This is a genomic window from Streptomyces sp. NPDC048270 (genome assembly GCF_040652335.1).
Taxonomy (GTDB): Bacteria; Actinomycetota; Actinomycetes; order Streptomycetales; family Streptomycetaceae; genus Streptomyces.
On record NZ_JBEZLV010000001.1, the window covers coordinates 271,562 to 295,781 of the forward strand.

Consider the following 24,220-nt stretch of genomic DNA (forward strand, 5'->3'; position numbering starts at 1 on the left):
TTCACAGGCGATCAGCTCGTCTTGCCCAGGGCCCGTTGCACCAGATCGGCAACGTCCATGGCGTCGATCAGTTCCACGTCGGCGTCTGCCGCCGACGGTTCCGCTTCCGGCGCGTCCGCATCCGCGTCCGCGTCCGCCTCGGCGAGGCCGAGGAGGGTGTCCAGTACGCCGGCCTCCTTGAACCGGGCGAACGGCACGGACGCCAGGATTTGCCTGAGTTCGTCCTCCCGCTCGTCCAGGCCGTCGTCGGCCTCCCGGAGAAGTTCGGTGCGCAGGTAGCCGACCAGCGCTTCCGGCGTGGGGTAGTCGAAGATCAGCGTCGCGGGCAGCCGCAGTCCGGTGGCCCCGTTGAGGCTGTTGCGGAGGTTGACGGCCGCGAGCGAGTCGAAGCCGACCTCCTGGAAGGCCTGGCGCGGGCCGATGCCCTCCGCCCCGCTGTGGCCGAGGACGGTCGAGGCATGGCCGCGTACCAGCCGGAGCAGGATGCGGTTCTGCTCGGTCTCCGCGACCCCCCGCAGGGAGTCGGCGAGGGACGAGGCGGCCTCGCTGCTCTCGCCGTCGCCCTGCAGCGCCTGGAGCGCCTGCCGTGCCTCGGGCAGGTCGGCGAACAGGGGGCTGGTGCGCACCGAGGTGAAGGCGGGGATGAACGCACCCCAGTCCATGTCGGCCACGGCCACGAACTTCTCGTTGCCGCGCACCGCCTGCACCATCGCGGTCACCGCCAGCTGGGGGCCCATGGGAAGGACGCCGCGGCGGCGCAGTTGCGCGAGGGCCGCCTCGTCCATGCCCACGCCGATCTGGTCGAGGGCGCCCCAGGCGATCGACGTCGCCCTCAGCCCGCGGGCCCGGCGCCACTCGATCAGGGCGTCCAGGACGGCGTTGGCCGCTCCGGACGGACCCTGGCCGCCGCCGCCCCACACACCCGCGATCGAGGAGAACACGACGAACGCGTCGAGCGGCGTGTGCTCGAACAGCTCGTCCAGCCATACGGCCGTGTCCACCTTGGCCGCGAACACCTCGGCGAGGTCGTCCGCGCCGGTGTCGTCGATGGAACTGGTCTGCTGGACGTCGGCGGCGTGCACCACGGCCGTGACCGGCTGCTCGGCGGCCGACTCGGCGACCAGCCGCGCGATCGCGTCCCGGTCGGAGTCCGCGCAGGACTCCACCGCGGTGGCGAGGCCCAGCCCGGCCAGTTCGGCCCGCAGCTCCGGCAGGCATCCGTCCGCCGCCTGCGCGGTGGTCGTGATGAGGAGCCGGTCCACGCCGGCCTGGGCGAGCCAGACCGACACGTGCTTGCCGAGTCCTTCGGCGCCACCGGTCACCAGGACGGTGCCCCGGGGCTGCCAGCCGCTGTCGGCGGTGGACTCCGGTACGGGCTTGCGCACCAGCCTGCGGGTGTACACGCCCGACCGCCGGACCGCGAGCTGGTCCTCACCCGCGGCGGAGTTCAGCACTCCGAGCAGGTACTGGGCCGTGCGCGGGTCGGTCGCGACGGGCAGGTCGACCAGGCCGCCCCAGCGGTCGAGGCGTTCCAGCGCGGCGGCGCGGCCGAGGCCCCACAGCGACGCCTGCACCGGTGAGGTGAGGGTGTCGTGGATGCCGATGTTCACCGCGCCCCTGGTCAGGCACCACAGGGGCTGCGTGACGAGGTTGTCGCCCAGGGCCTGGATCAGCGCGAGCGTCGGCGCCGCGACCGCGGTCGGGTCGCTGGGGCCGCTGCCCGTCTGCTGGTCCATGGCGAGCAGGGACAGCACACCGGTCAGGTCGTGTTCGGCCAGCACGTCGGCCAGCCGCTCCGCGAGCCGCTTGCGGGTCCGCTCGGACTCGCCGACCTCCATCAGGACCGTGCCGAGTCCGAGACCGGCCAGCTCCTCCAGAAGGGTGTCGGCCGCGCCGCCGGCAGCGCGTTCGGACGGTACGACGACCAGCCAGCGGCCGCCCGGCACACCGGCGGCCTCGCGATCGAGCGGCTGCCAGGTGACGTGGTAGCGCAGCTTCTCCGCGGTCGACCTCTCGCGGCGCCTTCCCCGCCACTCGGCCAGCACGGGAACGACGGTGCCCAGCGCGGTGCGTTCGTCGGTCGAGGCCATCTCCAGCAGCTCGCCGAGCGAGTCCAGGTCGGCCTGCTCGACGGCCGCCCAGAAGTCGGAGTCCGCGCCCTCGGCCGCGTCGGCTGCCGCGCCGGCCGCTTCCGCTTCCTGCAGCCAGTAGCGCTGGCGGTCGAAGGCGTAGGTCGGCAGGTCCACGCGCCGGGGCTGCGCCGTCGGCGGCAGGACTCCGGTCCAGTCCACGGCGACACCGCGGACGAACAGCTCGGCCATCGAGGCCAGCAGCCGTCGCAGGCCGCCGTCCTCGCGGCGCAGCGAACCGGTGACCACCGCGTCGGTGTCGGTGGCGTCGGCGGTCTCGGTGATCGGCTGGACCAGCACGGGGTGGGCGCTGACCTCCACGAACACCCCGTGGCCCTGGCCCATCAGGTCGGCCACGGCCGGCCCGAAGCCCACCTGGCCCCGCAGGTTGCGGTACCAGTACCCGCCGTCGAGGACGCCGGCGTCCGCCACCCAGCTACCGGTGGCAGTGGAGTAGAACGGCACCTTCGGCGCCTGTGCGTCGATCCCGGCCAGCGCTTCTGCCAGCTTCTCGCGGACGTCCTCCACGTGCCGGGTGTGCGAGGCGTAGTCCACCGCGACCCGCCGGACCCGGACGCCTTCGCCCGACAGGGCTTCCAGCGCCTCGTCCAGCGCCTCGGCGTCACCGGCGACGACCACCGAGGCGGGGCCGTTGACCGCGGCCACCTCGACCCGGTCCGCCCACGGCGCGAGCCGTGCGACGGCCGCGTCCGCGCTCAGCGCGACCGAGGCCATCCCGCCGCGCCCGGCCAGGTCGTCGGCGATGACCTGGCTGCGCAGGGCGACCACGCGCGCCGCGTCGTCCAGGGACAGCGCCCCGGCGACACAGGCGGCGGCGATCTCGCCCTGGGAGTGGCCGAGCACGGCGGCCGGCTCGACCCCCACGGAGCGCCACACGGCCGCCAGGCCCACCATGACGGCGAAGCTGGCCGGCTGCAGGACGTCGACCCGCTCGATGAGCTCGGGGGCGCTCTCGCCGCGCAGGACCTCGGTCAGCGACCAGTCCACGTACGGCTCCAGGGCCGCCTCACACTGCGCGATCCGCTCCGCGAACACCGGGGAGGCATCCATCAGTTCACGGCCCATCCCGGCCCACTGCGAACCCTGGCCCGGGAACACCCACACGAGCTTGCCCGGCTTGCCCGATCCGGCGCTGCCGGAGACGACACCGGGGGCACTCTCGCCGCGGGCCAGTGCCTTGAGCCCGGCCAGCGCCTCCTGTTCCGAGCCGGCCACCACGACCGCCCGCTCGCCCAGCACCGCACGACCCGAGACCAGCGTCCCGGCCACCGCCGCCAGCGGAGCGCCTTCGGCGCCCTCGACGTACGCCGCGAGCCGTCCGGCCTGGCCGGCCAGGGAGCCGGCGCTGCGCGCCGACACCACCAGCGGGACCACCGCGGCGGGCGTCCGCTCCTGCGCGAGGGGCTCCGCCTCCTCGGCGGGCGCCTCTTCGAGGATCAGGTGCGCGTTCGTGCCGCTGGCTCCGAAGGAGGAGACCGCGGCCCGGCGCGGACGGCCGGCCCGCTGCCACTCCCGCGCCTGCGTCAGCAGTTCCACCGCGCCCGCGGACCAGTCCACCTGGCTGGTGGGCTCCTCCACGTGCAGCGTGGCGGGCATGACCCCGTGCTGCATCGCCATGACCATCTTGATCACACCCGCCACACCCGCGGCGGCCTGCGTGTGACCGATGTTCGACTTCAGGGAGCCCAGCCACAGCGGCTGCTCCGGGTCGCGGCCCTGGCCGTAGGTGGCGAGCAGCGCCTGCGCTTCGATCGGGTCGCCCAGGGCCGTACCGGTCCCGTGGGCCTCCACGACGTCCACGTCCGCCGGGGTGAGTCCCGCCGTGTCCAGCGCCTTGCGGATGACCCGCTGCTGCGAGGGGCCGTTCGGGGCGGTCAGGCCGTTGGACGCGCCGTCCTGGTTGACCGCGCTGCCGCGCAGTACGGCCAGCACCCGGTGGCCGCGCTCACGCGCCACCGACAGCCGCTCCAGGACGACCACGCCCACGCCCTCGGCCCAGCCGGTGCCGTCGGCAGCGGAGGAGAAGGCCTTGCAGCGGCCGTCGGCGGACAGGCCGCGCTGCCGCGAGAACTCCATGAAGGCGTCCGGGCTGGCCATCACCGTCGCGCCGCCGGCCAGCGCCATCGAGCACTCGCCCTGGCGCAGCGACTGGGCCGCCAGGTGCATCGCCACGAGCGACGAGGAGCAGGCGGTGTCCACGGTGACCGCCGGACCCTCGAAGCCGAACACGTACGACACGCGGCCCGAGGCCACGCTGGCCGCCGTACCGGTCATCAGGTAGCCCTGGACGTCCTCGGGCACCTGGTGGAGCCGCGTCACGTAGTCGTGGTGGACGATTCCGGTAAAGACGCCGATGTCGCGGCCCCTGACGGACAGCGGGTCGATGCCCGCCCGCTCCAGCGCCTCCCAGGAGGTCTCCAGCAGCAGCCGCTGCTGGGGGTCCATCGCCAGGGCCTCGCGCGGGGAGATCCCGAAGAGCCCGGCGTCGAACTGCGCGGCCTCGTGGAGGAACCCGCCCGAGCGGGTGTAGCTGGTGCCCGGGTGTGCCGGGTCCGGGTGGTACAGCCCTTCGAGGTCCCAGTCGCGGTCGAGCGGGAAGCCGGACACCGCGTCCCGCTGCTCCACGACCAGCTTCCACAGTTCCTCGGGGCTGTCCGCTCCGCCCGGCAGGCGGCTGCTCATCGCCACGATCGCGATGGGCTCGTCGGAGACCGACGCCACCGTGCCCGGGGAGGCCGCCTCCGCCTGCTCGCCGAGCAGTTCGGCCCGCAGGTGCTCGGCGAGCACGGCCGGGTTCGGGTAGTCGAAGACCAGCGTGCTGGGCAGGTTCATCCCGGTGAGGTCGCGCATGCGGTTGCAGAACTTGACCGCGGTGAGCGAGTCGAACCCGAGGCTCTTGAAGGACTGCTCCGCGTCGAAGCCGTCCGAGTCGCGGTGGCCGAGGACGAGCGCGGTGCTCTCCCGGACCAGGTCCAGCAGCACCCGCTGCTGCTCCGCGGACGCCAGCCCGGCGAGCCGGCCGGCGATCGCGTCGCCGGCGCCCTCGCCGCGGGAGACCACGCGCCGGGTCACGGCGCCGGAGGCCTGCTGCGGCGCTTCGGCGGCGTCCGCACGCCCGCCCGCGGCGGCGGGCTCTTCGGCGCCGCCGTCCGCGGCGGTCGCGGCGGTCGCGGCGGTCGCGGCGGTCGCGGTCAGGGTCAACGGGCCCAGGGCCGCAACCGGTTCACCGGACGCGTCCGCGAGTTCGAGCAGGTGGCGGCCGTCCTCGGCCGGGGTGATCCGCAGCCGCAGCGAGGCGGCGCCCTCCGCGTACACGGCGAGGCCTTCGCCGGCGGACAGGTCGCGGCGGCCCGCGCCGGGCGCCGGCTGGTCCGCGGCCGTACGGGAGTCCAGTACGCGCAAGGCGGTGTCGACGAGCGCCGGGTGCAGGGTGAACCGGGCGGCTTCGTCGGCCGGTTCCTCCGCGAGCGCGATCTCCGCGAAGACCTGCCCGTCCTGCTCCCACACGCGGGGCGCCCCCGGGAGGAGGGCCTCGCCGTCGGCGGGCGCCGACCAGGTCCGCAGGTCGAAGGACGGCTGCGGCATCCCCGGCACCAGCACGGCCCGTGCGTGGCAGGTCCAGGGGCCCTGCTGCGGGTCGAGGGGCCGGGCGTGGACGGCCGCCCGGCGGCGCCCGTCCGTACCGGGGCCGTCCACGGACACCCGTACCTGGGTGCTGCCGTGCTCCGGCACCGCCAAGGGCGCCTCGACGACGATCTGTTCGAGGCTTCCGCAGCCCACCTCGTCGGCGGCCCGGACGAACATCTCCAGGAGCGCGGCGGCCGGCACCCCGGTGGTGCCGTCCGCGGCCGCCTGGCCGGCGAAGCGGCTCCGGTGGCGCGGCGACAGCAGGCCGGTGAGCACGACGCCGTCGTCGCCGTCGTCGCCCGGCAGCTCGATGACGGTGCCGAGCAGCGGGTGGCGGGCACTGGCGGCGCCGAGGGCCTCCGCGCCGCCCGTCGGGGTCTCGTCGTTCTCGACCCAGTACCGCTGGTGCTGGAACGCGTAGGTGGGCAGCTCGGCCCCGGCCGCCGCGGCCGGGACGCCGAGCAGGGCGGCCCAGTCCAGGGCCACGCCGCGCACGTGCAGTTCCGCGAGGGCGGTCATGACGTCGTCGGCCTCCGCGCTGTTCTTGCGCAGGGTGGCGATGCAGCTCTGCTCCGGTGCGCCGAGCGTGCCGAGCGCCATCGCGGCGAGGGCCCCGCCCGGGCCGATCTCCAGGAACGTGGTCGCTCCCTGGCCGCTCAGTGAGGTGACGGCGTCGCTGAAGCGCACCGCGCCGCGCACCTGGTCGACCCAGTACCCGGGGTCGCCCAGCTGCCCGTCCGAGGCGAGCTCGCCCGTCAGCGTCGAGACGACGGGCAGGTCGCCCGGCTGGTAGGACAGGCTCTGCGCGACCGTGCGGAACTCGTCGAGCATCGGCTCCATGAGCTGGGAGTGGAAGGCGTGGCTGACCTGCAGCCTGCGCGTCTTGCGGCCGCGGCCGGCCAGTTCGGCGGCGAGGGCGAGCACGGCGTCCTCCACCCCGGAGAGCACCAGCGCGTCGGGGCCGTTGACCGCCGCCACGCAGACCGCGCCGCCCGCCGCGGCCAGCAGCGGCGCCACCTCGGCCTCGGCCGCCTGGACGGCGACCATCGCGCCGCCTTCGGGCAGGGCCTGCATCAGCCGGCCGCGCGCGGCGACCAGCTTGCCGGCGTCGGCCAGTGTCAGGACTCCGGACACGTGCGCGGCGGTGATCTCGCCGATCGAGTGGCCGGCGAGGAGGTCCGGCCGCACGCCCCAGGACTCGTAGAGCCGGAACAGCGCGGTCTCCAGGGCGAACAGGGCGCCCTGTGTGTACAGGGTCAGGTCGAGGAGTTCGCTGTCGGGCGAGCCGGGGGCGGCGAACACCACCTCGTGCAGCGGGCGCGCCGCGTGGTCGCGCAGGTGCTCCTCCACGGCGGCGCAGGCGGCGGCGAAGGCCTCGCGGAAGACCGGGAAGGCCTCGGCGAGTTCCCGGCCCATGCCGGCCCACTGGCTGCCCTGTCCGGTGAACAGGACGGCCAGCCGGCCCGGGGCGGGGGTGCCGGAGACGACCGCGGGGCTCGCGTCGCCGCGTCCGAAGGCGCTCAGGTCCGCGACGAGCCGTGCCCGGTCGGATGCCAGGACGACGGCACGCTGGTCGAGCCGGGCGCGCGTGGTGGCGAGGGCGTGGGCGGCGTCGGCGAGGCGCACGTCGGGCCGCTCGTCGAGGAACCGGGCGAGCCGCTCGGCCTGGCCGCGCAGTCCGGCGGGGGTCCGCGCGGACACCGGGACCGGCAGGAGCACACCGGTGCGCTCCGGTGCGGGCTCCGCCAGGGCGGCCGTCGGCTGCTCGGGGGCCTCTTCGAGGACGACGTGCGCGTTGGTGCCGCCGATCCCGAAGGAGGACACCCCGGCCCGGCGGGGCCGGCTGCCGCGCGGCCAGTCACGGGCCTCGGTCAGCAGTTCCACGGCTCCGGCGGACCAGTCGACGTGGGTCGAGGGACGGTCGACGTGCAGCGTCTTGGGGAGCATCCCGTGCCGCATGGCCATGACCATCTTGATCACGCCCGCGACACCGGCGGCACCCTGCGTGTGCCCGAGGTTCGACTTCACGGACCCGAGCCACAGCGGCTCGTCGCCCTGCCGGTCCTGGCCGTAGGTCGCCAGGAGCGCCTCCGCCTCGATCGGGTCGCCGAGCGTCGTACCCGTGCCGTGCGCCTCCACCGCGTCCACGTCCGCCGGGGAGAGCCCGGCGCCGGCCAGGGCCTTGCGGATCACCCGCTGCTGCGCGGGACCGTTCGGAGCGGTCAGGCCGTTCGACGCGCCGTCCTGGTTCACGGCCGAGCCGCGGACCACCGCGAGGACCTGGTGGCCCCGGCGGCGGGCGTCCGACAGCCGCTCCACCAGGAGCAGCCCCGCGCCCTCGGACCAGCCGGTGCCGTCCGCGCCGTCCGCGAACGCCTTGCACCGGCCGTCGGGCGCCAGGCCGCGCTGCCGGGAGAACTCGACGAAGGTCTCCACAGTGCCCATCACCATCACGCCGCCGGCCAGCGCCATCGAGCACTCGCCGCGGTTCAGCGCCTGCGCCGCGAGGTGCAGTGCCACCAGGGAGGAGGAGCAGGCCGTGTCGACCGTGAGGGCGGGACCCTCGAAGCCGAGGTGGTAGGCGATGCGGCCGGACGTGACGCTTCCGGAGCCGCCGGTGAGGCGGAACCCCTCGACGCCGGACGCCTGGTGCATCCGCATGCTGTAGTCGTGGCTGTTGACGCCGACGAAGACGCCGACGTCCTCACCGGCCAGCGTGGTCGGGTCGATCGCGGCCCGCTCGAAGGCCTCCCAGGAGGTCTCCAGCAGCAGGCGCTGCTGCGGGTCCATCGCCAGGGCCTCGTTCGGCGAGATGCCGAAGAACGCGGCGTCGAACCCGGCGGCGTCGTCGAGGAAGGCGCCGTGGCGGACGTACGTGGTGCCGGCGTGGTCGGGATCCGCGTTGAAGAGCCGGTCGATGTCCCACCCGCGGTCGTCGGGGAACTCGGTGACGGCGTCGATCCCGTCGGCCACGACCCGCCACAGGTCCTCGGGGCTGTTGACGCCCGCGGGGAAGCGGCACGCCATCGCCACGATCGCGATCGGCTCGTCGTCCGTCACGGCGGGCGCGACGGGCTCGGCCGGGAGCTCCCGCGTGCCGCCGAAGAGCTTGGCGCGCAGGTGGTCGGCGAGCGTCGTGGGCTTCGGATAGTCGAAGACCATCACCGGGGAGAGAGTGAGCCCGGTCGCGGCGGCGAGCCTGTTGCGCAGCTCCACCGCCATCAGCGAGTCGAATCCGGCCTCCTTGAAGGTCCGGTCGGCGTGGACGGCATCGGCGGTGGTGTGTCCGAGCACCTCGGCGGCGTGCCGCCGGACCAGTTCGACCAGCGTGTCGGTCTGCTCGGCATCGCCCAGACCGGCGATGCGCTCCCGCAGGGACGCCGGCCCGGACGGAGCGGCGGCGCGGGCGGCCGGCCGCGGCGACGGGGCCAGACCGCGCAGCAGCGGCGGAACAGCACCCTCGGCCGCCGCCGCCCGCAGCGCGGGCACGTCGAACCGGGCCGCCACCAGGGTGTCGGCGGTGCCCGCCTCGGCGCCGCCCAGCGCGGCGTCCAGCAGGGCCATGCCCTCGGTGGCGGACAGGCCGCTCATGCCGATGCGCTGGTTGCGGCGCAGGTCGGCGGCGCTCAGGTGCTCGGTCATGGCGCTGACCGTCGCCCAGTAGCCCCAGGCGAGGGAGACGGCCGGCAGGCCGAGGCCGCGCCGGTGTCCGGCCAGCGCGTCCAGGCAGGCGTTGGCCGCGGCGTAGTTGGCCTGTCCCGGGTTGCCCAGGACGCCCGCCGCCGAGGAGTACAGCACGAACGCGGCGAGGTCCAGGTCGCGGGTGAGCTCGTGCAGGTGCAGCGCCGCGTCCACCTTGGGCCGCAGCACGGTGTCGACGCGCTCCGGGGTGAGCTCGGTGAGCACCCCGTCGTCCAGGACGCCCGCGGAGTGCACCACGGCGGTGAGCGGGTGTGCGGCGGGTATCTCCCGCAGGAGCGACTCGACTTGGGCCCGGTCCGAGGTGTCGCAGGCGGCGATGGTGACGCGGGCCCCCAGCGCGGTCAGCTCCTCGTGGAGCTCCGGTGCGTGGCCGCGGCGGCCGGCCAGGACCAGGTGCCTGATCCCGTAGGCGGTGACCAGGTGCCGGGCCGTCATCGCGCCCAGCGTCCCGGTGCCACCGGTGATCAGTACGGTGCCTTCGGTGTCCAGGGGGCGCGGCTGGCGGCCGGCCTCGGGAAGCGCCCCGGCCGGCGGGACGGACACCCGCACGAGCCGCGGCACCTCCGCGACACCGCCGCGCACCCGCATCTGCGGTTCGCCGCTCAGGACCACGGCCGGCAGCGCCGGCCGGGAGGCGTCGTCGAGGTCCGCCAGGACGATCCGGTCCGGGTGCTCCGACTGCGCCGAGCGCACCAGGCCCCACACGGCGGCCGCGTCGAGTTCCGCGCAGTCCCCGGTGACGACGGCCAACCGGGTTTCGGCGAGGGCGGGTTCCGCCAGCCAGGCCTGGAGCACGGCCAGCGCCGCGTTGACCGAGGCGCGGGGGTCGGCGTCGGCCGGGGCCGTGGCGGCCGCGGCCTCGTACAGCAGCACGTCGGGGGTGGTCGCGGCCGTCCGGGTCGCCGCGGCGGCGACGTCCTCGGCGGTCGTGACCGTCACGATGTCGAGGGGGCTCGCGGCGGCGGGCAGCGCGCACGCGGTCCAGTCGACGCGGAACAGGGCGTCGTGCGTCAGCGCGCCGGCGATCCCCGCCCGTTCGGGGGAGAACGGGGTGCCGAGCACCGCTCCGACGGTCATGACCGGCTGCCCCGTGGGGTCGGCCAGCCGCAGCCCGGTCCCGTCCGCGGCGGTCCCGCCCGCCCGCACCTGCAGTGCGGAGGCGCCGGACGCCAGCAGGGACACCCCGGTCCACACGGACGGGAGGTGGCCGGCGGGGACGACGGTACGGACGGCGGCGTCCAGCAGGACGGGGTGCACCCCGTAGCGGCCCGCGTCACGGAGGGCGGCGCCGTCCAGGGCGACTTCGGTGGCGGGCCCGGAGTCCCGGGCCGTCTCCGTGGCGGCGGATCCGGCGGGAGCCAGTGCGCCGTGCGCGTGGCGCGCCCACGGCGCGTCCAGGGGGGCGTCGGCGGCGCGGGAGTAGATCTCCACCGCACGCCGTCGCGCGTCGTCGGGCTCGCCGACGATCACACGGACGCTGCGGCTGCCGCGCTGCGGCATCACGACGGGCGCGTCGACGGTCAGTTCGTCGAGTACGGGGGTGGCGGCCAGGTCGCCGAGCCGGATGGACAGCTCGACCAGGGCCGCGTTCGGTACGACGACGGTGTCGGCCAGCAGGTGGTCCGCGAGCCAGGGGTGAGCCCGGAGCGACCAGCTCGACGTGGCCATGAGGCCGGTCGAGTTGGGCATGCTCACGACCGCGCCCAGCAGCGGGTGACCGGCGGCGGCCAGACCCAGTGACGCGGCGTCGGTGGCCGATTCGGCCGCCTCGAGCCAGTAGTGCCGGTGGTCGAAGGCGTAGGTCGGCAGCTCCACGTGCGCGGAGGCGGCCCCGGCGGGCAGGACGCTGCTCCAGTCCACCGGGACACCGCGGACGAAGAGCTCGGCCATGGAGGCGAGGAGCCTTCGCAGGCCGCCGTCCTCGCGGCGCAGCGAACCGGTCACCACGACGTCGCCACCGGTGGTGTCGGCGGTCTCGGTGATCGGCTGGACCAGCACCGGATGGGCACTGACCTCGACGAACACCCCGTGGCCCTGCTCGGCCAGGTGGGCCACGGCCGGACCGAAGCCCACCTGGCCCCGGAGATTGCGGTACCAGTAGTCACCGTCCAGGACACCGGCGTCCTCGACCCACGTGCCCGTGACGGTCGAATAGAAGGGCACCTTCGGCGCCTGCGCGTCGATCCCCGCGAGCGTCTCGGCGAGCGCCTCGCGGATGTCCTCGACATGCCGGGTGTGCGAGGCGTAGTCCACCGCAACCCGACGAACCCGGACACCCTCGCCCGACAGGGCCTCAAGGGCCTCGTCCAGCGCCTGCGCGTCACCGGCGATCACCACGGAGGACGGCCCGTTGACGGCCGCGACCTCCACCCGGTCCGCCCACGGCGCGATCCGGACCACGGCCTCTTCCTCGGACAGCGCGACCGAGGCCATGCCGCCACGCCCCGCCAGATCCTTGGCGATGGCCTGGCTCCGCAGCGCCACCACCCGCGCCGCGTCCTCCAGCGAGAGCGCGCCCGCCACACACGCGGCCGCGATCTCGCCCTGCGAATGCCCCAGCACCGCATCGGGCTTCACGCCCACCGACGACCACACCGCCGCCAGACCCACCATCACCGCGAAGCTCGCGGGCTGGAGCACGTCCACGCGCTCCATCAGCTCAGGAGCGGTCTCCCCACGCAGAACCTCGACCAGCGACCAGTCCACATACGGCTCCAAGGCCGCCGCGCACTGCGCGATCCGCTCCGCGAACACCGGAGAGGCATCCATCAGTTCACGGCCCATGCCCGCCCACTGCGAACCCTGGCCCGGGAACACCCACACCACCTTGCCCGGAGCACCCGAGCCGACGCTGCCGGACACCACACCGGGCGCGGTCTCGCCCTGGGCCAGTGCCCCGAGGCGCGCCAGTGCTTCCTCGGCGGAGTCGGCCACGACCACCGCACGCTCACCGAATACCGCACGGCTCGACACCAGCGCCCCGGCCACCGCGGCCAACGACACCTCGTCGGCGGCGGACTCCAGGTACGACACCAGGCGACCGGCCTGGCCGGCCAGGGAGCCGGCGGTCCCGGCCGACACCACCAGCGGCACCGCACCCGCGGGCGCCTGCTCCTCGGAGGCGGACTCCGCCTCGGCGGGCGCCTCTTCCAGGATCAGGTGCGCGTTCGTCCCGCTGACGCCGAACGAGGAGACACCGGCCCGGCGCGGGCGCTCGCCCCGCGGCCACTCCCGCGCCTCGGTCAGCAGCTCCACCGCACCCGCGGACCAATCGACCTGCGGGGTGGGCGCATCCACGTGCAGGGTCGCCGGAAGCACACCGTGCCGCAGCGCCTGCACCATCTTGATCACACCCGCCACACCCGCGGCGGCCTGCGTGTGACCGATGTTCGACTTCAGGGAGCCCAGCCACAACGGCCGCTCCGCGTCGCGGTCCTGGCCGTAGGTGGCCAGGATGGCCTGGGCCTCGATCGGGTCGCCCAGGGACGTACCGGTCCCGTGGGCCTCGACCACGTCCACGTCCGCCGAGACCAGCCCGGCGCTGGCCAGCGCCCGGCGGATCACGCGCTGCTGCGAGGGACCGCTCGGGGCGGTCAGGCCGTTGGAGGCGCCGTCCTGGTTCACGGCGCTGCCGCGCAGCACCGCCAGCACCCGGTGGCCGCGCTCACGCGCCACCGACAGCCGCTCCAGGACGACCACGCCCACGCCCTCGGCCCAGCCGGTGCCGTCGGCAGCCGAGGAGAACGCCTTGCAGCGACCATCAGCGGCCAGGGCCCGCTGGCGGGAGAACTCCACGAAATGGCCCGGCGTCGCCATCACGGACACGCCGCCGGCCAGCGCCATCGAGCTCTCGCCCTGACGGAGCGCCTGCGCGGCCAGGTGCATCGCGACCAGCGAGGACGAGCACGCCGTGTCCACGGTGACCGCCGGGCCTTCGAGCCCGAGCACGTACGACACCCGGCCCGAGGCCACGCTCGGTGCCAGCCCCGTGGTCGCGAAGCCTTCGAGCTCCGGGGCGGACGCTGCGGCACCGGCCCCGTAGCCCTGGCCGAACAGCCCGGAGAACACGCCGACGTCGCTGCCCTTCAGCGAGGCCGGGTTGATGCCGGCCGCCTCCAGGGCCTCCCAGGAGGCCTCCAGCAGCAGGCGCTGCTGGGGGTCCATGGCGAGGGCCTCACGCGGCGAGATCCCGAAGAACCCCGCGTCGAAGAGCCCGGCCTCGTGGAGGAATCCGCCCTGGTCGGTGTAGGAGGTGCCGGTACGGTCCGGGTCCGGGTCGAAGAGGCCCTCCAGGTCCCAGCCGCGGTCGTCGGGGAAGGAGGACAGGGCGTCCCGGCCGTCGGAGACCAGGCGCCACAGGTCCTCGGGGCCGGCCACGCCGCCCGGCAGGCGGCACGCCATGCCCACGATCGCGAGCGGTTCGTCGGGGTCGGCCGCCATGACCGGCTCCGCCACCCGCCGGGTGAGACCGAGGACCTCGGCCCGCAGGCAGCCGGCCAGCGCCGCCGGGGTGGGGTGGTCGAAGACGACCGTGGTGGCCAGCCGCAGCCCGGTGCTCTCCGACAGGCGGTTGCGCAGCTGGACGACGGCCATGGAGGTGAAGCCCATGTCGCGGAAGGCACGGTCGGACGGGATGAGTTCAGGTGCCGTCCGCTGCAGCACGGCGGCTGCCTGCGTACGGACCATGTCCTCCAGCAGGGCCAGCTGCGCGCGCTCGTCCAGACCGGTCAGCCGCTCGCGCAGGGCCGCCGTGACGGCCAGGTCGGGCCGGCTCGGTCCCGCCGGGTCCTCGACCAGGGCCTTGAGGAGCGCGGGGATCCGGGTGGTGCCGGCGGTCGGCGCGGCCACCTTCAGGGCGAGCAGCGACGGGCGGTTCGTCGTCATGACGAGGTCGAACGCGGAGAGGAGCAGGGTGCGCGGTCGGTCGGTGTCCTCGTCCGCCGTGTCGCGGTCGCCGGGCCATGCGCCCCAGGCGAGGAAGGAGCCCGGCAGGCCGCGCAGCCGGCGGTTGCGGACCACCGCGTCGGCGAGGATCCCGTCGACGGCTTCGCCGGGGCGGTCACAGGCGCCCAGCAGCCCGGCGGCGCCGGATACGACGACGAAGGCGGCGGGCTCGTCCCCGGCGGTCATCTCGTCGAGGAGGAGGGCCAGTTCGGGATCACCGGCGGCGTGGACCACCGCGGTCACCGGGCCGGGCAGGCCGGCCAGGGCGTCCCGCAGCGGCTGCGGGTCGGCGCCGTCCGCGGTCACCCGGATGACGCCGGCCTCGCCGAGACCCGGCTCGGCGCCGGACGGGGCCGTGCCGGTGCTGCCGGGGGCGGCGACGAGCAGCAGGCTGCGCGCCTGGTGGACGGTGACCAGCCGGTGGGCGATCGCCGCGCCGTGCTCGGTGTCCGCGCCGGTGACCACCACGGTGCCGGAGACTCCCGGCCACGAGGCCACCTGCGGCGTGTAGACGACGGGGAGGCGGTGCAGCCGGGGAACCAGCAGGGCGCCCGCCCGCACCGCGATCTGCGGCTCCTCGGACGTGAGGGCGGCCAGCAGGAGCTCCGGGCTCAGGTCGGCGGCGTCGGCGGAGGCTTCGAGGTCGACGAGGGCGAGCGCTCCCGGACGGGTCTCCTGGTAAGAGCGGGCGGCGGCCCAGAGCGGAGCTCCGGCCAGGTCCTGCGCCCCGTCCTCCGCGGTGGCGGCGACCGCGCCGCGGGTGAGGACGACCAGGCGGCCGGCGGCGGGCTCGGTGCGGGCCGGCCAGGCGTGCAGCTGGTCCGCGAGGTGCCCGGCGGCGGCGCGGCCCGCGGCGACGGAGCCGGTCGCGTCCGCGGTGCCCGAGGGCTGGACGAGGACCGTGACCCCGGGGGCGGGCTCGCCGGCGGCCACCGCCGCCCGTACCGCCGCCAGGTCCGGGTACTGCCGTGTGCCGCTGACCCCGGCGGCGTTCAGGGCCTCGACGAGTCCGGCCGCGGCCTCCCCTGCCACCGCCCAGTCGCCGGCCGGGGACACGGGGGCCGCCGGCGTTGCAGGCGCGGTCCAGTCCAGGCTCAGGAGCCCGTCGTGGTGCCCGCTCGCCGCGTACCTCAGCCGGCTCGGCTGCTCGGCCAGCAGCCGCCGCTTGGTCTTGCCGGAGGCGGTCCGGGGAATGCCGGCGACCTCCCGGACCTCCTCGGGCACCTTGTAGGCGGACAGCTGCTCGCGGCACCGGTCGATCAGCGCGTCGGTGTCGAAGCCGGAGGCGTCCGGGACCACGTACGCGACCGGCACCTCGCCGAGCGTGTCGTGCGGCACTCCGGCCACCGCCGCGTCGGCGACGCCCTCGACGGTGCGCAGGACCGCCTCGATCTCCTCGGGGTGGATGTTCTCCCCGCCGCGGATGACGAGTTCCTTGATCCGGCCGCGGATGGCGAAGTAGCCGGCGTCGTCGCGCCGGGCCAGGTCGCCGGTCCGGTACCAGCCGTCGCGCATCGCCGCGGCGGTCGCCTCCGGGCTGTTGTGGTAGCCGACCATGACGTTCGGTCCGCTGACCCACACCTCGCCCTCCTGGCCGACCGGCACGTCGAGGCCGGTGGTGGGGTTGACGATGCGGACCCCGACGCCGGGCACGGGCAGGCCGCAGGACCCGTCGACGCGGTCGCCGTCCGGCGGGTTGATGGTGATGGCGCCGCAGGTCTCGGTGCTGCCGTAGGCGTCGACCAGCGGGACCCCGAAGACCTCCTCGAAGTCCCGGCGCAGCCGGGAGCCGGTGACCGCTCCGCCGACCAGGCCGATCCGCAGGGCGGGGGCGGAGAATCCGTTCTGCTGGGCGGCCGTCACCAGGTGGTGGTACGTGGTGGGAACGCCGGCCAGGAAGGTGGAGCCGTCCTGTGCCAGTGCCGTGATCACGTCCTCCGCGGAACTGCCGTCCATGATCCGGGCGGTGGCCCCGACCACGGTGACGGACAGGACGCACGCGATGTGCGAGAGGCTGTGGAACAGCGGCAGCGGCCAGAGCACCCGGTCCTGGTCCGTCAGGCCGGGAATCGGCACGTAGCACGAGGCGACGGACCACAGGCAGTTGCGCTGCGTCGACAGGACGCCCTTGGGCCGGCCCGTCGTACCCGACGTGTAGAACATCCAGGCCGTGTCGTCGAGTCCGAGGTCGTCCCTGGCCGCGTCGGCCGGCTCGCTGACCGCGAGTTCGTCGTACGCGTGCGCCCCCGACCGCGCGGGGACCTCGCCCGTGACCAGCAGCGTGATGCCGGAGGCCACGGCCGCCGAGCCCGTCAGCCGCTCCGCCTGCACGGGGTCGGTGATGACCACCGTGGCGCCGCTGTCGGTGAGCAGGTACTCCAGCTCGGCGAGGGACGAGGCCGGGTTGAGCGGCACGCCGATGCCGGCGGCACGCACGATCGCCAGGTAGCTCTCCACCGTGGAGACGGTGTTGCCGAGGCAGATGGCCACCCGGTCGCCGCGCTGGACGCCGAGGCCCGCCAGATGTCCGGCGAGCCGGCGCGTACGCGCCTCGAGGTCACCGTAGGTGACCGCTCGCCGGTCATCTTCGAAGGCGACCTTGCCGGGGAAGCGGGTCGCGTTCTCCATGACTGCGACAGGAAGTGGCTTGATCAGGTCGGTGCGCACTATGCCGCAGTTCCTTTCGGAGAAAAAAGGGAAAGAATTACCAGGAGACGGGCAGGCTCTTCAGCCCGAACACGGAGCCCTTGAGGCTCAGCGGCACCTCGTCGAAGGCGACGGCCAGCCGGAGGTCCGGGAACTCCCGGAGCAGGGCCGACAGGCCGACCCGCAGCGCGACGCGCGCCAGGTTCTGGCCCAGGCACTGGTGCACGCCGTAGCCGAAGGACATGTGGCCCGAGGTGTCGCGGTCGATGTCCAGCTTCGCGGGGCACCCGAACTTGGCCGGGTCGCGGTTGGCCGCGGGAAGGGACACGGTGACGGTGTCGCCCTTCTTGACGGTCTCGCCGTTCAGCTCGACGTCTTCCAGCGCGGTGCGGAAGATCTCGTACTGGTTGATGGTGATGTAGCGCAGGAGCTCCTCGACCGCGCCGTCGAGCTTCGACGGCTCGGCGCGGAGCTCGGCCATCTGGTCCTCGTGGTGCAGCAGGGCGAAGGCGCTCACGGCCAGCGCGGGCCCCGTGGTCCCGAAGCCCGCGAAGAGCAGCAGGGCGACCATGTTGCAGATCTCTTCGTCGGTCAGCTGACCGTCCGAGATGAGGCGGCTGAGGATGTCGTCCTCGGGCTGCTGCCGCTTCCGCTCGATGAGCTCGAAGAAGTAGGCGAGGGCCTGCTCGTAGGCGGGGCCGACCTCCTCCATCTTCGACTCGGGGTCGTGCATGATCTTCGGCGCGTGCGCGTAGCGGTCGCGCTCGTCGTAGGGCAGGCCGACCACCTCGCACACCACCCGCAGGGCCAGCGGCTCGGCGAAGTCCTCCACCAGGTCCGCGGTCCCGCCGCGCTCGCGCAGGACCTTGATCTGCTCGTCGGCCATCACCTCGACGCGCGAGGTCATCTGGGCCGCACGCCGGCCGGTGAACTCACCGGTCAGCAGACGCCGGTAGCGGGTCTGGTTCGGCGGGTCCATGTAGATGAACATCCCCGGGATCTCCGGGGAGTTCGGCGTCAGCTCTCCCCAGTGGGTCGTCGGGAAGTGACAGGTTTCCATGTTGTGGCTGAACCGCGGGTCGCTGAGGACCTTGCGCGCCAGCTCGTGACTGGTGGTGAGCCAGCCGACGTGCTCGTCGGGGTACACCATTTTCGCGAGCGGGCGTTCTTCACGCAGCGAATCGAATATCGCAGGAGGATCGAACTGATGGGTTCGCGCCCAGTGGTCCTCGAAGGAAATTGCGTCGCTCATGGAATCCTTCTCACTCGAGATGATGTCGGTAGCCCCGTGTGACCCGGCCGGGCCTAGGCGGCGAGCTTCTTGAGGGTTTCGTACGCCGTCGCCAGGGAGGTCTCGGCCAGCGGCCGCAGCTGCTCCATCTGCGGAACGTGCGCGGCCATCGTCAGCTCGGCGGTCACGAACGTCAGGTCGTCCCCGAGGCCGATGGACTCCAGCACCGCGCGCAGGTAGGGCTCCTGGAAGTCGAAGTCCTCGCGGGGGGTGCCGGGCGCGTACGAGCCGCCGCGCGCCTGGATGACCACGACCGACTTGCCGCTGAGCGGGCTGGTCTTCCCGGGCATGGACATGTGCGCCGGGTGGACGACGCGGTCCAGCCACGCCTTGAACGTCGACGGGATCGAGAAGTTGTGCATCGGGACGCCGAGGACGACCGTGGACGCCCCCAGCAGCTCGTCGGTGATCGCCGCCGTGAGCTCGCGCTCCTCGGCGCTCTGGCCGTGGTCGCCGTCCGGGTAGACGAGGGACTGGTGCACGGGGTGCGTGATGTGCGGAATCGGCTCGGCCACGACATCGCGGTAGGAATAGCCGCTGCCCGGGTGGCTGTTGCGCCATTCCTCGGCGAAGTAGGCCGACAGCTGCCTCGAAACGGAATCGGTTCCGATGCTCGAGTCAATGTGCAGGAGGTGCGACATCCGGGGTCCCCTTAACGATCGAAGAAGAAATGTGGGTCTACGCGTCCCGCGACAGACCGTCGATTTCGTCGATGCGTCGCGATGGGGCCGCCTTTATCCTCTGGGGCCACACTAGATCCGGCCATCTCGGCAGGACATCCCTCAGCCTGGTAGGGACGGAACGGCAACTCCACCCGCTTCGAGCACTGTTGTAGCGGAGCTCATTCATTCCCCGAGCGTATTGCGATGCAAAAGAGGAAAGGGAAAGGGAAAAGCCGCCGCCGCTCCGGAAAGCGACGACGGCTTCGACACGGCCGGAGGCTCAGGAGACGCCCGGATCGACGGGCTGGCCCGTCTGCGCGGACGCGTAGGCCGCCTCGATGACGCGCAGGGTGCGCAGCCCGGCCGCACCGTCCGGGCCGGCCCCCCGGCCTTCGGCGGCCGCGGCGAGGAACGCGCCGAGCATGGCCGCGTACAGGTCGCCGCCGCCGGACTCCCACCGCTCGCCGCCGGTGGCGACGTCGAACCCGCCGAGCAGCCGCGGGCGGGCGTTGAACTCCACGCTCGCCTTCTCGCCGATGAGGGTCATGGCCGGTCCGCTGCGGGCCGCCTCGTCGGTCGACAGGCTCCAGCTGCAGTCGATGGACGCGACCGCCCCGTTGGCGTACCGCACGGAGACCAGGGCCGCGCTCTCGACGCCCGGTGCCCCGCTGAGGACGCTGTTCGTCTGCGCGTACACCTGCTGCGCCGGCTCTCCGCCGAGGACCGCGTCGACCATGTCGAGCAGGACCGCCGCATGGGCGGCCAGCGCCCCGCGGTCCCCCGCCGCCCCGCTTCCGGGACTGTTGTAGGACCCGTGCAGGGTCGTCAGCCTGCCGAGGGCCTCGCCGTCGGCGATCCCCTCGCGCACCGCGGCGAACGCCGGGCTGAAGCAGGCCGGCGAGGCCAGGCTCAGCCCCACCCCCGCGTCCGCACAGGCGCGCACCATGGCCTCGGCGTCCGACTCCTTGGCCGCCATCGGCTGTTCGACCAGCACGTGCGCGCCGGCCTCGGCCGCCCGCTCGACCAGTTCCCGGCGGCGGTCGACCTCACTGGTGACCACCACGGCGTCGGGGCGCAGCACGAACACCTCGTCCCAGCCGCCCGCGTACGAGGCACCCAGCTCCCCGGCCACGGCCCGGCCCCGGGCCGGATCGCCCGGCGCTCCGTCGGGGTCCGCGATGACCAGGTCGACGCCGGGCATGTCGCGCAGCAGCCGGGCGTACGTCGCGGCGCGCTCATGGGCGAACGACAACACGGCGACCTTCATGCGGCGGCCCCCTTCACGGTCAGTTCCACGGCGCGGCCCGTCCAGGCGGACTCCGCGGCGGCTTGGGTGATGCGGATGGCGGCCAGGCCGTCCCGCGCCCCCAGACGCGGCTCGGGCCCGCCCGTGAACCCCTGGGCGAACTCTCGGATCATGGAGACGAACGGCGATTCCCCGAAGTGCGCGAGGTTCCCGGCCGTGCCGCCGAACCCCTGGATCTCCTGGGGCCATTCGGAGTCGTAGACCACCGTCCCGCCCGTACCCGAGACGTGGCAGGTGAGGCGGTAGGGGGGCACCGGGGTGGCCATCCACCGGCTCACGACCTGGCTGATCGCGCCACTGGCGTGGGTGAGCACGGCGGTTCCCACCCCGACGGCTCCCGTGGGGGCCGGCGCGGCGATGTCACCCTGGTAGTAGGCGTGCACCCGCACCACGTCCCCGAAGACCCACTGCGCGAGGTCGACGCCGTGCAGCATCTGGTCGGTCACGATCCCGCCCGACCGGGCGGACGCCGTCCCGCTCCAGGGCCGCGGGTGGTAGCCGGCGACGGTGAACCGGGCGACCGTGCCCGCGCCCACGCTGCCCGCCGCCACCAGCTCGCCGAGCCGGCCGTACGCCGGGGCGAACCGGACGTTGTGGGTCGGGTAGAGCCGCACCCCGGCCCGCTCCGCCGCCTCGACGATCTCCTCGGCCTCGGCGGTGGTGGAGGCCAGCGGCTTCTCGCACACCACGCCCGCGCCCACGGCGATGGCGGCCAGGGCCATCTCGTGGTGGGTGCTGGTCGGGGTGCAGATGTCCACGACGTCCACACCGTCCAGCGCTTCCTCCAGGGAACCGACGGCCCTGGCACCGAACTCGCGCGCGAGCTCCTCGGCCCGGCCGTCGGTGGAGTAGACCCGCACGGACGCCCCGACGGTGACCCACGCGTCCAGATGGAAACGTGCGATCAGTCCGGCTCCCATCAATGCCACTTCAAGTTGCCGCATGGCATCCCCAGCCTTTCTTCCCGATCGTCTTGACAGGCGACCCGGCTACGGGAGCCCTCGGCCGGGCGCAGCCCCGGCACGGCAGCCGACGCCCAGCACGTCTGAAGTCCGATCAGTCTCGCCCGCCCCACCCGGCGGGACCATCACCAGCGTGGGTAGTCTCAGCCGCCCCCTCTGCCGAGGCTTCTACGGAGGCCTCCGGTCTGAAGCCAAGATGTGGTCAACCGCCCAAGGGCGTCCCCAGCACGCTGCTGGGCTCTGGGCAATCTCAGGCGGGCATGGCTCGCCACGGATTGACGGAGATCCTCGACCGGCTTCCACGACTGCCGTCGGCCCCGGACCCGTTTCAGACGCTGCTTCCGGACTGCCGGGCGGTGTCACACGGGGCGAGGGCGAGCGTGCAGCGCGCTAGCCGTGGTTGACGGGCAGGACGTCCGGCGACAGCGCACCCGCGCGGGCCGAGGACGAGGTCATGCGCTTGCGGTGGTGGCGGCGGCAGAGGACCTCGTAGCCGATCTCCTCCGCCGGGCGGTTCACGTCGCCGACCACGACCTGTTCGCCCTCGACGACCATCTCCCCGCCCACCGTGCGGGCGTTGTGCGTGGCCCGCGCCCCGCACCAGCACAGGGCCTCGACCTGGAGCTGCTCCAGGCGGTCGGCGAGCTCGATCAGGCGCTGCGAACCCGGGAAGAGCTTCGTGCGGAAGTCCGTGGTGATGCCGAAGGCGAAGACGTCCATGTCGAGGTCGTCCACGATGCGCGCGAGCTGGTCGATCTGCTCCGGGGCGAGGAACTGCGCCTCGTCCACGATCACGTAGTCCGCCTTGCCGCCCGCCGAGATCTGGGCGACCAGGTAGGCGTACAGGTCCATGCCCTCCGGCGCCTCGACCGCCTCCGTCACCAGCCCGAGGCGCGAGGACAGCTTGCCCTCGCCCGCCCGGTCGTCGCGGGTGAAGATCACGCCCTGGAGCCCGCGCGCGTCACGGTTGTGGGCGATCTGGAGCGCCAGGGTGCTCTTTCCGCAGTCCATCGTTCCGGAGAAGAACACCAGCTCGGGCATGGAAGTACGGGACCTTTCGGGTCGTGGGCAGGAGGAAGGACGGGAACCGGTGAGGATCGGGTCAGGTGCGGATCTCGAGCAGCGGGACGAGCTGCTCGGCGGCGGTCATGGAGCCGTGCATGCCCACGAGCGCGGACTCGTTGGGCTCGTTGCGCGAGGCGGTGATGGCGGCATCGGCCTGGGCGGCCGCGACCACGTCGCCGATCCGGCCGAGCACACGCTCGTCGCACTCCCCGGGCCGCCCGAACCAGCCCAGTTCCAGGGCCTCTTCGCGGCTCGCGACCCAGAACCGGTCGCCGAGCACCTCCCGCCACACGGTCAGGACGTCGGCCTCGGCGCCCGGTACCGCGTACACGTGCCGGGCCCGGCCCTCGCCGCCGAGCAGGGCCACGCCTGCGCTCAGCTCCCAGTCCTCGTCGAAGTCGATCCGCGACTCCTCGTCGAAGGGGATGTCCACCATGCCGTGGTCGGCGGTCACGTACAGCGCGGTCCGCGGGGGCAGTTGCTCGGCGAGCCGCTGCACCAGCCGGTCCACGTACATCAGCTGGCCGCGCCAGGCGTCGGAGTCCACCCCGTGCCGGTGGCCGGCCCCGTCGAGTTCGCTGTAGTACGTGTACACCAGCGAACGGTCGCCGGCCGCGAGGCGGTCCGCCGCGAGGTCCATCCGCTCCTCGCCGGTCATCCGGCCGAGGAAGGTGCCGCCGCTCAGGGCGATCTTGGTGAGCGGGGTGGTCTGGAAGGCGGGCGAGGACACCTGCGCGGTGGCCACCCCGGCCGCGTCCGCCTGCTGGAACACCGTGGGGTACGGCTGCCAGGCCTTGGGCTGGGTCCACGGCTGCCAGCGGAGCTGGTTCATCAGCTCGCCGGTGGCCGGATTGCGCACGGCATAGCCGGGCAGGCCGTGCCGCGCGGGCGGCAGGCCGGTGCCGACCGAGGCCAGCGAGGTGGCGGTGGTCGCGGGGAAGCCCGCGGTGACCGGGCGGCCGGTGCCGCCGCGCGAGCTGCCGAGCAGGGAGGTCAGGTACGGGGCCTCGTCCGGGTGGGCCTTGATCTGCTCCCAGCCCATGCCGTCGACCAGGAACACGCAGTTCCGGTCGGCCGGGGCCAGCTCCGCGATGGCGGCGGAGAAGCCGGGGACGCCCTGGCCGGCCACGAGGGTGGGCAGCAGGTCGGCGAGCGAGCCCGTGCCGTACTCGGGGACGGGGGCGGCCGCGAGGTCCAGCAGCTCCGGCTCGTCCTGCCAGTTCTGCGCCGCGGGGTACGTCATCAGCGGGCGGAGGGGGCGGACGTGGCCGCCGTGGCTTCGGAGAGCGCCTGCGCGAAGACCAGGGTCTGGCGCACGGCCTCGGGGCCGTCGCCGGCCTCGCTGACCCGCAGGCTGAGGTCGTCGGCGGTGGAGTTGCCGGTGTAGCCGTGGTCGGAGTCGCAGTTCGGGTCGCCGCAGGCGGCCGGCTCCAGGTCGATCCGGGAGACCGCGCCCCAGCCGATGGTGAGGACGACCTCGCGGGGCAGGGTGCCGGGCGTGTAGGACTCCGGGTTGGCGACGACGCGGCTGAGCACCACGGAGGAGATGCTGGAGAGCTTGACCGACTCGGTGGAGGTGGTGGCGTACGGCGACGGGGACCCCGCGTCCGCGGCCTGCTCGTCGGTGTGGCTGACGATGAAGCGGTTGCCGGTCAGGACCAGCACGGTGACGTGGCGGCGGACCTCGTTGGAGTCGAAGGTCGTCTCCTGGTGGACCAGGTACGACGAGATCGGCTCGCCGCCCACCGCGGCCTCCACGGCCTCGGCCACGAGGGCCGGGTAGTAGCCGCTGCGCTCGATCGCCGTGCGCAGCCCCTGGGTCGTCGTACCGGATTTCGCCATGAGGCCCATCCTAAGGCCCGTAC

8 protein-coding genes are annotated in these 24,220 nt (G+C 73.9%); all 8 read right to left on the bottom strand.

Annotated features, from left to right (window positions below; translation table 11 throughout):
* Positions 1-11 precede the first annotated feature (11 nt).
* The 8 genes from AB0D66_RS01010 to AB0D66_RS01045 all read right to left on the bottom strand — a co-directional run bounded on the left by AB0D66_RS01010 (position 12) and on the right by AB0D66_RS01045 (position 24,197).
* Positions 12-17,051 (bottom strand): type I polyketide synthase, encoded by a 17,040-nt coding sequence (locus AB0D66_RS01010; RefSeq protein ID WP_362294648.1) that lies wholly within the window; start codon positions 17,049-17,051, stop codon positions 12-14.
* A gap of 76 nt (positions 17,052-17,127) precedes the next feature.
* Entirely contained in the window at positions 17,128-18,321 is a 1,194-nt protein-coding gene (locus tag AB0D66_RS01015; RefSeq protein WP_362294651.1) for a cytochrome P450, read from the bottom strand.
* 53 nt (positions 18,322-18,374) lie between these two features.
* A complete protein-coding gene (locus AB0D66_RS01020) occupies positions 18,375-19,001 on the bottom strand; it encodes an NAD(P)H-dependent oxidoreductase (protein ID WP_362294654.1) in 627 nt (208 codons plus the stop codon).
* A gap of 301 nt (positions 19,002-19,302) precedes the next feature.
* Entirely contained in the window at positions 19,303-20,289 is a 987-nt protein-coding gene (locus AB0D66_RS01025) for a Gfo/Idh/MocA family oxidoreductase (protein ID WP_362294656.1), read from the bottom strand.
* A complete protein-coding gene (locus tag AB0D66_RS01030; protein WP_362294659.1) occupies positions 20,286-21,248 on the bottom strand; it encodes a Gfo/Idh/MocA family oxidoreductase in 963 nt (320 codons plus the stop codon). Before AB0D66_RS01030 ends, AB0D66_RS01025 begins: the two co-directional genes overlap by 4 nt.
* A 432-nt stretch (positions 21,249-21,680) precedes the next feature.
* Positions 21,681-22,331: a thymidine kinase gene (locus AB0D66_RS01035; protein WP_362294662.1), complete on the bottom strand. Its 651-nt coding sequence runs from the start codon at positions 22,329-22,331 to the stop codon at positions 21,681-21,683.
* 61 nt (positions 22,332-22,392) lie between these two features.
* Complete coding sequence (locus AB0D66_RS01040) at positions 22,393-23,598, bottom strand: nucleotide pyrophosphatase/phosphodiesterase family protein (protein WP_362294665.1); 1,206 nt, start codon at positions 23,596-23,598, stop codon at positions 22,393-22,395.
* Positions 23,598-24,197: a DUF5998 family protein gene (locus tag AB0D66_RS01045; protein WP_362294668.1), complete on the bottom strand. Its 600-nt coding sequence runs from the start codon at positions 24,195-24,197 to the stop codon at positions 23,598-23,600. The genes AB0D66_RS01040 and AB0D66_RS01045 overlap by 1 nt, the downstream gene beginning before the upstream one ends.
* Between the last annotated feature and the right edge of the window lie 23 nt (positions 24,198-24,220).

Excerpts from the sequence above, each read along its gene's own strand:
- AB0D66_RS01010 (WP_362294648.1), bottom strand. The coding sequence starts at position 17,051 with ATGGAGAACGCGACCCGCTTCCCCGGCAAGGTCGCCTTCGAAGATGAC.
- AB0D66_RS01015 (WP_362294651.1), bottom strand. The coding sequence starts at position 18,321 with ATGAGCGACGCAATTTCCTTCGAGGACCACTGGGCGCGAACCCATCAG.
- AB0D66_RS01020 (WP_362294654.1), bottom strand. The coding sequence starts at position 19,001 with ATGTCGCACCTCCTGCACATTGACTCGAGCATCGGAACCGATTCCGTT.
- AB0D66_RS01025 (WP_362294656.1), bottom strand. The coding sequence starts at position 20,289 with ATGAAGGTCGCCGTGTTGTCGTTCGCCCATGAGCGCGCCGCGACGTAC.
- AB0D66_RS01030 (WP_362294659.1), bottom strand. The coding sequence starts at position 21,248 with ATGGGAGCCGGACTGATCGCACGTTTCCATCTGGACGCGTGGGTCACC.
- AB0D66_RS01035 (WP_362294662.1), bottom strand. The coding sequence starts at position 22,331 with ATGCCCGAGCTGGTGTTCTTCTCCGGAACGATGGACTGCGGAAAGAGC.
- AB0D66_RS01040 (WP_362294665.1), bottom strand. The coding sequence starts at position 23,598 with ATGACGTACCCCGCGGCGCAGAACTGGCAGGACGAGCCGGAGCTGCTG.
- AB0D66_RS01045 (WP_362294668.1), bottom strand. The coding sequence starts at position 24,197 with ATGGCGAAATCCGGTACGACGACCCAGGGGCTGCGCACGGCGATCGAG.